General features: G+C 69.6%; 10 protein-coding genes. 9 read left to right on the top strand and 1 reads right to left on the bottom strand.

The window, feature by feature from the left end:
- The first annotated feature begins 9 nt into the window (after positions 1–9).
- The 9 genes from HZI36_RS00240 (at position 10) to HZI36_RS00280 (ending at position 11389) form a co-directional block, all read left to right on the top strand.
- Complete coding sequence (locus HZI36_RS00240; RefSeq protein WP_179400602.1) at positions 10–1422, top strand: UDP-glucose dehydrogenase family protein; 1413 nt, start codon at positions 10–12, stop codon at positions 1420–1422.
- 17 nt (positions 1423–1439) lie between these two features.
- The gene (locus tag HZI36_RS00245) at positions 1440–1880 is read left to right on the top strand and encodes an arsenate reductase/protein-tyrosine-phosphatase family protein (protein ID WP_179401030.1); all 441 of its coding nucleotides are present in this window, start codon (positions 1440–1442) and stop codon (positions 1878–1880) included.
- Positions 1874–3049, top strand: coding sequence for a polysaccharide biosynthesis/export family protein (locus tag HZI36_RS00250; protein WP_179400603.1), 1176 nt, complete (start codon positions 1874–1876; stop codon positions 3047–3049). Before HZI36_RS00245 ends, HZI36_RS00250 begins: the two co-directional genes overlap by 7 nt.
- 50 nt (positions 3050–3099) lie before the next feature.
- Positions 3100–5325 (top strand): polysaccharide biosynthesis tyrosine autokinase, encoded by a 2226-nt coding sequence (locus tag HZI36_RS00255; protein ID WP_179400604.1) that lies wholly within the window; start codon positions 3100–3102, stop codon positions 5323–5325.
- Positions 5326–5342: 17 nt separating this feature from the next.
- On the top strand, positions 5343–6305 hold the full coding sequence (locus HZI36_RS00260) for a glycosyltransferase family 2 protein (RefSeq protein WP_179400605.1): 963 nt from the start codon (positions 5343–5345) through the stop codon (positions 6303–6305).
- A gap of 66 nt (positions 6306–6371) precedes the next feature.
- Positions 6372–7535: a glycosyltransferase family 4 protein gene (locus HZI36_RS00265; RefSeq protein ID WP_179400606.1), complete on the top strand. Its 1164-nt coding sequence runs from the start codon at positions 6372–6374 to the stop codon at positions 7533–7535.
- Positions 7532–9022: an O-antigen ligase family protein gene (locus HZI36_RS00270; protein ID WP_179400607.1), complete on the top strand. Its 1491-nt coding sequence runs from the start codon at positions 7532–7534 to the stop codon at positions 9020–9022. Before HZI36_RS00265 ends, HZI36_RS00270 begins: the two co-directional genes overlap by 4 nt.
- Positions 9019–10176, top strand: coding sequence for a glycosyltransferase family 4 protein (locus HZI36_RS00275; protein ID WP_179400608.1), 1158 nt, complete (start codon positions 9019–9021; stop codon positions 10174–10176). Before HZI36_RS00270 ends, HZI36_RS00275 begins: the two co-directional genes overlap by 4 nt.
- A 46-nt stretch (positions 10177–10222) precedes the next feature.
- The gene (locus HZI36_RS00280; protein ID WP_179400609.1) at positions 10223–11389 is read left to right on the top strand and encodes a glycosyltransferase family 4 protein; all 1167 of its coding nucleotides are present in this window, start codon (positions 10223–10225) and stop codon (positions 11387–11389) included.
- Between the two features lie 19 nt (positions 11390–11408).
- On the opposite strand, the gene HZI36_RS00285 is transcribed toward HZI36_RS00280, so the two are convergent.
- A complete protein-coding gene (locus tag HZI36_RS00285; RefSeq protein ID WP_179400610.1) occupies positions 11409–12245 on the bottom strand; it encodes an AraC family transcriptional regulator in 837 nt (278 codons plus the stop codon).
- Positions 12246–12257: the final 12 nt, after the last annotated feature.

The raw sequence follows: 12257 nt of genomic DNA on the forward strand, positions 1-12257 counted from the left end.
CGACACATCATGAATCTGACTATCATCGGCAGCGGCTACGTAGGGCTCGTCACTGGCGCCTGTCTTGCCGACATCGGGCACGACGTGTTCTGTCTCGACGTCGACCAGGCGAAGATCGACGTGCTGAACGGCGGCGGCGTGCCGATCCACGAGCCGGGCCTCGACGGGATCATCGCGCGCAATCGCGCGGCGGGCCGCCTGCGCTTCTCGACCGACGTCGAGGCGGCGGTCGCGCACGGCGACGTGCAGTTCATCGCGGTCGGCACGCCGCCGGACGAGGACGGTTCCGCGGATCTGCAATACGTGCTCGCGGCCGCGCGCAACATCGGCCGCCACATGACCGGCTTCAAGGTGATCGTCGACAAGTCGACGGTACCTGTCGGCACCGCCGAGCGCGTGCGCGCGGCGATCGCCGACGAGCTCGCGAAGCGTGGCGAAAGCCCGATGTTCTCGGTCGTGTCGAATCCGGAGTTCCTGAAGGAAGGCGCGGCGGTCGACGACTTCACGCGGCCCGACCGCATCGTGATCGGCTGCGACGACGACGTGCCGGGCGAGCGCGCGAAGGAGCTGATGAAGAAACTGTACGCGCCGTTCAACCGCAATCACGAGCGCACGCTGTACATGGACGTGCGCTCGGCCGAGTTCACGAAATACGCGGCGAACGCGATGCTCGCGACGCGCATCTCGTTCATGAACGAGCTCGCGAATCTCGCCGACCGCTTCGGCGCCGACATCGAGTCGGTGCGGCGCGGGATCGGCTCCGATCCGCGGATCGGCTATCACTTCCTGTATGCGGGTTGCGGCTACGGCGGCTCGTGCTTTCCGAAGGATGTCGAAGCATTGATTCGCACCGCGGCCGAGCACGGGCACGCGCTGCAGGTGCTGCAGGCGGTGTCGGCGGTGAACGCCGCGCAAAAGCGCGTGCTCGCGCAGAAGATCGTCGCGCGCTTCGGCGAAGACCTGACCGGCCGCACGTTCGGCGTCTGGGGCCTCGCGTTCAAGCCGAACACCGACGACATGCGCGAGGCGTCGAGCCGCTCGCTGATCGCCGAGCTGCTCGAGCGCGGTGCGTCCGTGCGTGCGTACGACCCGGTCGCGCAGCGCGAGGCGAAGCGCGTGCTCGCGCTCGATCTCGCCGCGCATCCGGCGTGGCTGAAACGGCTCGCGTTCGTCGACGACGAGGCGCAGGCCGCGCGCGGCGTCGATGCGCTCGCGATCGTTACCGAATGGAAGGTGTTCAAGAGCCCGGATTTCGCGGCGCTCGGCCGGCTGTGGACGACGCCCGTGATCTTCGACGGCCGCAACCTGTACGAGCCGGCCGCGATGAGCGAGCTCGGCATCGAATATCACCCGATCGGCCGCCCGGGCTCGCGGCAGGCGATCGCCGCGCGCGCGCCGGGTGCGGCGCGCGCGAACGCGTGAGCGACGGATCGAACGCGATGTTCACGAACGTGCTGATCGTCTGCCACGCGAACGTGTGCCGCAGTCCGGCCGCGGAGGCGCTGTTCAGGACGCTGTCGCGCGAGCGTGCGCCGTCCGTCGCGTTCCACTCGGCGGGCCTCGACGCGAACGAAGGCGACGGCATCGACCCGACCATGGCCCGGCTGCTCGCCGAGCACGGCGTCGACGCGACGCGGCACCGGTCGCGGCGCGTGAGCCGCCGCATCGTTCGCGATGCGGACCTAATCCTCGTCAGCGAGCGCGCGCAGATCGCCGCGGTCGAGGCCGTCGATCCGTTCGCGCGCGGCAAGGTCCATTTGCTCGGCAAATGGGAAGACGCCGACATCGCCGATCCGCATGGCGGCCCCGAGGCCGATTATCGCGAGAGCTACACATTGATCGAACGTCTGGTTCAAGGATGGCTGCAAAAACTATGTTGAATCGCTCGATGCGCCCGGTGGCGCTTTCCACCGCACTGATGTTCCTGCTGTCCGCGTGCGCGACCGCGCCCGGCAACTATCTCGACTCGTCGAACCTGAAGGACGAGGGACGCCAGCACCCGACCGAGACGTATCCGGTGCACTTCATCGACGCGCAGCTCGTCGCGGCGATGCTCGCGCAGCACGTCGACAATCCGCTGCCGCCGTCGCGTCTTTCGAGCGCGTCGCAGTACGTGTATCGCGTCGGGCCGCAGGACATCCTCGGCGTGACGGTCTGGGATCACCCCGAGCTGACGACGCCGCAGGGCCAGTCGTTCTCGGCGGGCGGCAACACCACGCAGACGGTCGCGGGCGCGCTGCAGCAGCCGTATACGAACGCGCTGCCGGGCCAGGCCGATCCGTACGGACAGACCGTCTCCGCGGACGGCACGATCTATTTTCCGTTCGTCGGCCGGATGCAGGCGTCGGGCAAGACGGTCCAGCAGATCCGCGACGAGCTCGCGTCGAGCCTCGCGCACTACATCAAGAATCCGCAGGTCGACGTGCGCGTGCTGTCGTATCGCAGCAAGAAGGTGCAGGTGACCGGCGAGGTGAAGACGCCGGGCCCGCTCGCGCTGACCGACGTGCCGCTGACGCTCGTCGACGCGATCTCGCGCTCGGGCGGCACGACGTCGGACGCCGACCTGCAGCGCGTGCGCCTCACGCGCGACGGCAAGTTGTACAAGCTCGACGCGAACGCGATGCTCGATCGCGGCGAGGTGTCGCAGGACGTGATGCTGCAGCAGGGCGACATCGTCAACGTGCCGGACCGCAGCGACAGCCGCGTGTTCGTGATGGGCGAAGTGAAAGCGCCGATCGCGGTGCCGATGATGAAGGGCAAGCTGTCGATCGCGGACGCGCTGACGTCGGGCGGCGGCATCCTCGACACCGACGCGAACCCGCGCAAGATCTACGTGCTGCGCGGGATGAAGGACAACCCGACGAAGCCGGAAGTGTTCCGCCTCGACATGACGCAGCCTGACGCGCTGATGCTGTCGAGCCGCTTCCCGCTGCAGCCGCTCGACGTCGTGTACGTGAGCACCGCGAGCTCGGTGCAGTTCAACCGCCTGCTGCAGCAGGTGCTGCCGACGATTCAGACGATCTTCTTCATGAAGCAGATCGTGAAGTGACAGCCCGCCGGGGCGACGCCTTCGCCCCGGCACCACTCAAGCGGGAACGCATGGTGAATACGCAAGCAAAACATCCTTACGCGGATCTGGCCGCGAAGACCGAGGAAGAGGACGTCGTGCTCGGTCAACTGCTCCAGGTGATCCTCGACGATCTCTGGGTGTTGCTCGGCATCGCGGTGACGGTCATCGCGCTCGCCGGCCTGTACTGCTTCATCGCGAAGCCGGTCTATCAGGCCGACGTGCAAGTGCGGGTCGAGGCCGGCGACAACGCATCGCAGGCGCTGACGCAGACGCAGACCGGTGCGGCGATCAACAGCGGCCCGACGACGCCGCCGACCGACGCGGAGATCGAGATGGTCAAGAGCCGCAGCGTCGTCGAGCCGGTCGTGAATCAGTTCAAGCTGAACTTTTCGATCACGCCGAAGACGATTCCGGTGCTCGGCTCGCTCGCGGAGCGGCTCGCGCGCCCGGGCGAGCCCGCGAAGCCGTGGCTCGGCCTCGGCTCGTACGCATGGGGCGGCGAGGTCGCGAACGTCGATTCGATCAGCGTCGCGCCGCAACGCGAAGGCGAGAAGCTGACGCTGATCGCCGGCCAGAACGGCAGCTACGTGCTCGACGATTCGACCGGCGCGCGCGTGTTGAACGGCCAGGTCGGCGAGGCCGCGCAGGGCGGCGGCGTCACGCTGACGGTGTCGAAGCTCGTCGCGCGGCCCGGCACGCGGTTCACCGTGGTTCGCGACAACGATCTCGACGCGATTACCGCGTTCCAGTCGAAGATCCAGGTGTCCGAGCAGGGCAAGCAGACCGGCGTGGTCCAGATCTCGCTCGAAGGCAAGGATCCGCAGCAGACCGCGCAGATCGCGAACGCGCTCGTGCAGTCGTACCTGAACCAGCACGTGATCGCGAAGCAGGCCGAGGCGACGAAGATGCTCGCGTTCCTGAAGAGCGAGGAGCCGCGCCTGAAGTCCGATCTCGAGAACGCAGAGGCCGCGCTGACCGCGTACCAGCGCACGTCGGGCTCGATCAACGCGAGCGACGAGGCGAAGGTCTACCTCGACGGCAGCGTGCAGTACGAGCAGCAGATCGCCGCGCAGCGGCTGCAGCTCGCGTCGCTCGCGCAGCGCTTCACCGATTCGCATCCGCTCGTGATCGCCGCGAAGCAGCAGCTCTCGGAGCTCGAGGGCGAGAAGTCGAAGTTCGACGGGCGCTTCCGCAGCCTGCCCGCGACCGAGGTGAAGGCGGTGCAGCTGCAGCGCGACGCGAAGGTGGCCGAGGACATCTACGTGCTGCTGCTCAACCGTATCCAGGAGCTGTCGGTGCAGAAGGCCGGCACGGGCGGCAACATCCACCTCGTCGATTCGGCGATGCGCCCGGGCGACCCGGTCAAGCCGAAGAAGGTGCTGATCCTGTCGGCCGCGACGTTCCTCGGCCTGATTCTCGGCACCGGCATCGTGTTCCTGCGCCGCAACCTGCTCCAGGGGATCGAGGATCCGGAGCGCGTCGAGCGGGCGTTCAACCTGCCGCTCTACGGCCTCGTGCCGGTGAGCGCCGAGCTGGAGCGCCTCGACGCGGCGGCCGACAAGGCCGGCGGCCGCACGCGGCCGGTGCTCGCGAGCCTGCGCCCGAAGGATCTGAGCGTCGAAAGCCTGCGCAGTCTGCGCACCGCGATGCAGTTCTCGCTGATGGACGCGAAGAACCGCGTGATCGTGCTGACCGGGCCGACGCCCGGGATCGGCAAGAGCTTCCTCACGGTGAACCTCGCGGTGCTGCTCGCGCACTCGGGCAAGCGCGTGCTGCTGATCGACGCGGACATGCGTCGTGGCGGGCTCGACCGCTACTTCGGCCTCGCGCCGCAGCCGGGCCTGTCCGAACTGCTGAGCGACCAGTCCTCGCTCGGGGACGCGATCCGCGAGACGTCGGTGCAAGGGCTGTCGTTCATCCCGGCCGGCACGCGCCCGCCGAACCCGTCGGAGCTGCTGATGTCGCCGCGGCTGCAACAGTACCTCGAAGGGCTCGGCAAGCGCTACGACGTCGTGCTCGTCGATTCGCCGCCGGTGCTCGCGGTGACCGACGCGACGATCTTCGGCCGGATGGCCGGCTCGACGTTCCTCGTGCTGCGCTCGGGCATGCACACCGAAGGCGAGATTGCCGACACGATCAAGCGCCTGCGCACGGCCGGCGTGTCGCTGCAGGGCGGGATCTTCAACGGCGTGCCGGCGAAGGTGCGCGGCTACGGTCGCGGCTACGCGGCCGTCCACGAGTATCTGAGCGCATGACGGGAGGCGCGCTCGCGATGAAGATTTCCGTGCTCGTTCCGACCTTCCGGCGCCCGGCCGATCTCGCGCGCTGCCTGCATGCGCTGCAGCGGCAGCAGCGCATGCCGGACGAGGTGATCGTCGTCGCGCGTCCGGACGACGACGCAACGCACGAGCGCCTCGCGGACCCGGCCGTCGGTGGCGCGCTGCCGCTGCGCGTCGTGCCGGTCGGCGTGCCGGGGCAGGTCGCGGCGCTGAACCACGGGCTCGACGCGGCCCACGGCGACGTGATCGCGATCACCGACGACGACGCGGCGCCGCGCCCCGACTGGCTCGCGCGCATCGACGCGGCGTTCGCGGCCGATCCGCTGCTCGGCGCGCTCGGCGGGCGCGACTGGGTGCACGAGAAGGGCCGCGTGCTCGACGAATCGCGGTCGCTCGTCGGGCGCGTGAGCGCGTCGGGCAGGCTGATCGGCAACCACCATCTCGGCGTCGGCGACGCGCGCGAAGTCGACATGCTGAAGGGCGCGAACATGAGCTACCGGCGCGCGGCGATCGAGCGGGTGCGCTTCGATACGCGGCTGCGCGGCGCCGGCGCGCAGGTCCACAACGACATGGCGTTCAGCATGCGCGTGAAGCGCGGGGGCTGGAAGCTCGTCTACGACCCGGCGGTCGCGGTCGACCACTATCCGGCCGAGCGCTTCGACGACAACCGGCGCGATGCCGCGTCGCTGAACGCGGTCGCGAACGCCGCGTACAACCTGCATCTGATCCTGCGCGAGCATCTGCCGCCGGTGCGGCGCGAATTCGCGTGGTGGTGGTACATGCTGGTCGGCACGCGCGTGTATCCGGGGCTCGCGCACGTGCTGTTGTCGCTGCGCGGCGCCGACCGGTCACGCGTGCACGCGCACTGGCGCGCGGTGCGCCGCGGCGCGCAAGACGCGCGCCGCACCGCGGTTCACGCGCCGCATCACGCGGCGCTGCCGCCCCTGACGCGATGAATATGCGATGAACACGCGATGAACGACGGGCCGCGCGTTTGCCGCGCGGTCCAATCCGGAGGGCTCATGAGTGCAGCAACGAAGGTGCACGTGCATCTGTTTTACGGCGCCGATCCGCGGACTTACCGGAAAGGCGACGACATCGGCTGTCTGTATGGCTATCACCACGCGGAATCCGACGAGTTCGCGCTGACCTACTCGCGGGACGTGCGCGAGCACCGTGTCGTCGGCATCGCGCGCCGCGCGCTGAAGGCGGTGCTCGGCTTCGACGTCGTGCATGCGTGGCGCAACCGCGCGGCACTGCTGCAAGCCGATGTGATCTGGACGCATACCGAGCAGGAGCATCTGGCGGCCGCGCTGATCCTGAAGCTCGCGGGCGCGCACGGCCGCCGGCCGCTGCTGCTCGCGCAGAGCGTCTGGCTGTTCGACAAGTGGGCCGGCTATGGCGCGGCGCGCCGCTGGGCGTACCGGAAGCTGCTCGCGCGCGCCGACGTGCTGACGACGCTCGCGCGCGACAACGCGGAGCTGTGCCGCCGCTATCTCGACCGCGACGCGGTCCACGTCTATTACGGACTGAACACGCAGGACTTTCCGATCGGGACGCCGCAACGCTGGCTGCCGAATCGTCCGCTGCGGATCGCGGCGATCGGCAACGATCGCGACCGCGACTGGAAGACGTTCCTCGAAGCGTTCGGCGGCGATGCGGGCTATGACGTGCGGCTCGCGACGCGCCGCCGCGTGCCGCGCGCGTGGCATGCGCCGAACGTCCCGAATGTGCGGGTGGCTTCCGCATCGGGGCTCGCGAAGCAGCACGAACTGTACGACTGGGCCGATGTGATCGTCGTGCCGCTGCGGCCGAACTTCCATGCGTCGGGGATTACGGTGATGCTCGAGGCGGCCGCGCTCGGCAAGCCGATGATCGTGTCGGATGTCGGCGGGCTGCGCGACTACTTCCCGCACGGCACGGCCGCGTACGTGCCGCCGTTCGACGCGCGCGCGATGCGGCACGCGGCCGACGCGTTCGCCGCGCAGCCGGAGCACGCGCTCGAGTGCGCGCAGGCCGCGGCCGAGCGGCTGCGCGAGCGCGACCTGACCACGCAGGCGTTCGCCGCGCAGCACGTGCGGATCACGCGTGAGCTGCTGCGGGCCGGCCATGCGGGCGCGCAGCAGCCCGCGCGGCGGCCGGTCGCGGGTGCGCGCGCGTCGTCGAACCAGGCGGGCACGCGATGAGCACGACCGTCACTGCCGCTGCCGGTGCAGGTGCGGTTCGGCCGCCGCGCGCGCGTCGCCTGCTGGGCGAGCCGAGGCACTGGCTCGGCCAGGCCGGGCTGTGGACCGTCACCGCCGCGCTGATCGCCGCGCACCAGGGCACTGTGCTGACGCTCGCGTTCCCGGTGCTGTCGATCGCGGTCGGGCTGTGGCTGTATTTCATGAGTCCGGCGCGCTACGTCGGCTTCATGTGGTGGACGTGGTTCTTGAGCCCCGAGGTACGGCGGCTCGCGGACTGGTCGAAGGGCGCGTACACGCCGACGAGCCTGATCCAGATCGCGCCGCTCGCGGTGACGATGATCGCCGGGCTCGGCCTGCTGCGCCACTACCGCGCGCTCGGGCAGCGGCGCGGGATTCCGGTGCTGCTGATCCTGCTCGGGCTCGCGTACGCGTATTGCGTCGGCATCGTGTCGAGCGGCGTGCTCGCGGCGACCTATGACCTTGCGAACTGGGTCTATCCGGTGTTGATCGGCTTCCACATGATGGTCAACGCGCGCGACTACCCCGAGTATCGCGACACGCTGCTGTCGACGTTCATCTGGGGGATGCTCGTGATGGGCGTGTACGGCGCGGTGCAGTTCTTCGTGATGCCGCCGTGGGACGTGCTGTGGATGGTCGGCTCGCAGATGAATTCGCAGGGCGACCCGGTGCCGTACGGCGTGCGCGTGTTCAGCACGATGAACTCGTCGGGCCCGTTCGCGTTCGCGATGATGGGCGCGCTCGTGTTCGTGCTCGCGGCGACGCAGCGGGTCCGCTGGCTCGCGGGCGCGGCCGGCTTCGTGTCGTTCGGCCTGTGCCTGGTGCGCTCGACGTGGGGCGGCTGGGTGATCGCGCTCGCGCTCCAGTTGTTGCAGTCGAGCAACCGCGTGCGCGTGAAGATCGTCGTCAGCGCGCTCGTGCTCGCGGGGCTCTGCGTGCCGCTGTTGACCGTCGGGCCGGTTGCCGACCGTCTCGGCCAGCGTCTGCAGTCGATCACGGATCTGAAGAACGATCGCAGCTACGACGACCGTAACCAGTTCTACGCGACGTTCGCGGCGACCGCGTTCACCGACGTCGCCGGCGAAGGGATGGGCGCGACGGGCGCGTCGACGAAGCTGTCGAGCGATAGCGGCGAGCTCGGCAAGTACGGCAGCTTCGACAGCGGCGTGATGAACGTGCCGTTCGTGCTCGGCTGGCCCGGCACGCTGCTGTATCTCGCGGGCACGATCTGGCTGCTCGGGCGCACGTTGCGCGTCGCGTTCCGGCTGCGAAACGACAAGTTCGTCGGCGCGTGCCTGAGCCTGTGCCTGTCGGTGTTCGCGATGCTCGTGTTCACGAACTCGCTGATCGGCACGGGCGGCCTGCTGCTGTTCACGAGCATCGCGTCGATTCTTTCCGCGGCGCACTGGCAGAAGATCCGGCGCCGGAGCGCCGCCATGCATTTACCGTTACAGGGGAGCGACCATTGAGAATCGCGATCGTCACGCACGTCGTGCGCCATAACGACGGGCAGGGCCGCGTCAACTACGAGATCGCCCGCGCGGCGCTCGCCGAGGGGCACGAGGTCACGCTCGTCGCGTCGTTCGTCTCGCCCGAGCTGCTCGAACATCCGCGCGTGCGCTGGGTGCCGGTGAAGGTCGGCCGCTTCTGGCCGTCGAATCTCGTGAAGCAGCAGGTGTTCGCGATCCGCAGCGCCGCGTGGCTGCGCGCGAACCGGGCGTCGCACGACGTGCTGCACGTGAATGGTTTCATCTCATGGATCAAGGCCGACGTGAACACCGCGCACTTCGTGCACGGCGGCTGGTTCAAGAGTCCGTACTATCCGTTCGGACCGACGAAGGGGATGTGGTCCGCGTATCAGTACGTGTACACGCGCGTGAACACCGCGCTCGAGCGCTGGGCGTACCGGCGTTCGCGCGCGATCACCGCGGTGTCGCAGAAGGTCGCGGACGAAATCCGCGGGCTCGGCATCGACGGCCGCAAGATCAGCGTGATCCACAACGGCGTCGATACGAACGCGTTCGCGCTCGCGCGCGCCGATCGCGCGGCGTTCGGGCTGCCGGACGACGCGTTCCTGCTTCTGTTCGTCGGCGATTTGCGCACGCCGCGCAAGAACCTCGGCACCGTGCTCGACGCGCTGACGAAGCTGCCTTCGCACGTGCATCTCGCGGTCGCCGGCTACTTGCCGGGCAGCCCGTACCCGGACGAGGCGCGCGCGCTCGGGCTCGAATCGCGCGTGCATTTTCTCGGGCTCGTGAAAACCATGCCGACGCTGATGCGCTCGGTCGACGCGTACGTGTTCCCGTCGCGCTACGAGGCGATGAGCCTGTCGCTGCTCGAGGCGATGGCGGCCGGGCTGCCGGTCGTCACCGCGCGCACCGCCGGCGGCGCGGAGATCATCACGCCCGCGTGCGGGATCGTGCTCGACGATCCGGACGACGCCGCCGCGCTCGCGGACGCGATCGGCACGCTCGCGCGCTCGCGCGAGCGGTGCCGCGCGATGGGCGCTGCGTCGCGCGAACTGATGACGCAATTCGGCTGGTCGCGGATGGGCGCGCAATACGTCGCGCTCTATCGCCGCCTTGGCCAGCCTTCCCAACCGGCCGTGCTTGAACGCGCTTGAACACACTTGAACGCGCCGAGCAAGCGGTCACGCAGGAGCAATTTCGATGAATCCGTCTTCTTCCCCGTCGATCCGGTCGCTGCAGATCGGGATGCACTGGTTTCCCGAACGCGCGGGCGGTCTCGACCGGATGTACTACTCGCTCGTCGGCGCGCTGCCGGGCGCGGGTGTCGCCGTGCGCGGCCTCGTCGCCGGCTCGGACAGCATCGAGCGTGACACCGGCGGCGCGATCCGCGGCTTCGGCCCGGCGTCGCAGCCGCTCGCGCGGCGGATGCTCGCCGCGCGCCACGCGCTGCGCGACGTGGTCCGCGCGGAGCGGCCCGACGTGATCTCGTCGCACTTCGCGCTCTACACGTTCCCCGGCCTCGACGTGATGCGCGGGATTCCGCAGGTGTCGCACTTCCAGGGGCCGTGGGCCGACGAGAGCCAGGTCGAGGGCGCGGCGTCGCTCGGGCAGCGCGCGAAGCGCTATCTGGAGCAGACGGTCTATGCGCGCTCGTCGCGGCTGATCGTGCTGTCGCAGGCGTTCGGCGAGATCCTGACGAGCCGGTACGGGATCGATCCGGCGCGCGTGCGCGTGATCCCGGGCTGCGTCGACACCGCGCAGTTCGACACGCCGCTCACGCCGGCCGACGCGCGCCGCAAACTGCAACTGCCGCAGGACCGGCCGATCGTGCTCGCGGTGCGGCGGCTCGTGCGGCGCATGGGGCTCGAGGATCTGATCGATGCGATCGCGCTCGTCAAGCAGCGCCATCCGGACGTGCTGCTGCTGATCGCGGGCAAGGGACGGCTCGCCGACGAGCTGCAGGCGCGTATCGACGCGGCGGCGCTCGGCGACAACGTGAAGCTGCTCGGCTTCGTGCCGGATCAGCATCTCGCGGCGCTGTATCGCGCGGCGACGGTCAGCGTCGTGCCGACCGTCGCGCTCGAGGGCTTCGGGCTCATCACCGTCGAATCGCTGGCGTCGGGCACGCCGGTGCTCGTGACGCCGGTCGGCGGGTTGCCGGAGGCGGTCGCGGGCTTGTCGCAGGATCTCGTGCTGCCGGAGACCGGCGCGCACGCGATCGCGGACGGGCTTGGCGCGGCGCTGTCCGGCGCGATCGCGCTGCCGGATGATGCGGCGTGCAAGCGCTACGCACGCGAGCATTTCGACAACGCGGTGATCGCGCGGCGCGTCGCGCGCGTGTACGAGGAGGCGATCCGCGCGGGGTGACCCGCGTGGATCGAGCGGCTCAGTGCCGCTCGCCGCGCCAGCGGCCCGGCGCGATGCCGAACCGTTTCGTGAACGCGTGCGTGAACGCGCTCTGGTCAGCGAAGCCGACCTGTCCGGCGATGTCCACGAGCGCGTGCCGCTCGTCGGCGAGCAGCACCACCGCGGTGTCGAGGCGCAGCCGCTGCAGATAGCGATGCGGCGTCTCGCCGAACGCGTCGACGAACAGTTGATGAAAGCGCCGCATCCCGAAGCCGCAGTGCGCGGCGAGATCGGCGATGCGCAGCGGCTCCGCGAGCCGCGCGCGCAGCCACGCGTCGATCCGCGCGAAATCGAGGCCCGCGGCCGGCGCGGCGATCCCGCTGTCGCCGATCAGCGCGCCGCACAGCCGCGCGGCGGCCTGCCACTGGAAACGATGCGCGCCCGCGTGCCGCGCGTCGTGGCGATGCCTGGCGTCGAGGTCGAGGTCGAGGTCGAAGTCGAGATCGATGTCGAGGCCGACTTCGAGCCGCGACGCGGCGGCGGCGAGCTGCGCGACGAGCGCGGTCAGACGCGGATCGATCGCGATCGCGCGCGCGGTGTCGAACAGCCGCTCGGGCACCGCGAGCGACGTCGCCGGCAGATCGAGCACGAGCTGGCGGTTCTCGCCGAGCCCCGCGTACTCGTGCCGCGCGCCGGCAGGGATCAACCACGCCGCGTGCCGGTTGATCCGCTCGCCGACGCCGTCGACGGCCATCACCATCGCGCCGTCGACGCCGAGCACGACCTGATGGAAGTCGTGCACGTCCGATGCCTCCGACGCGCCGTAGCGCCGGAGCGCGAGCGTCGGGGACGGCGACGAGGATGGGGCGTGGATCATCGCGGCGGGCGC

Source organism: Burkholderia guangdongensis, from assembly GCF_013403875.1.
Classification (GTDB): Bacteria; Pseudomonadota; Gammaproteobacteria; order Burkholderiales; family Burkholderiaceae; genus Burkholderia; species Burkholderia guangdongensis.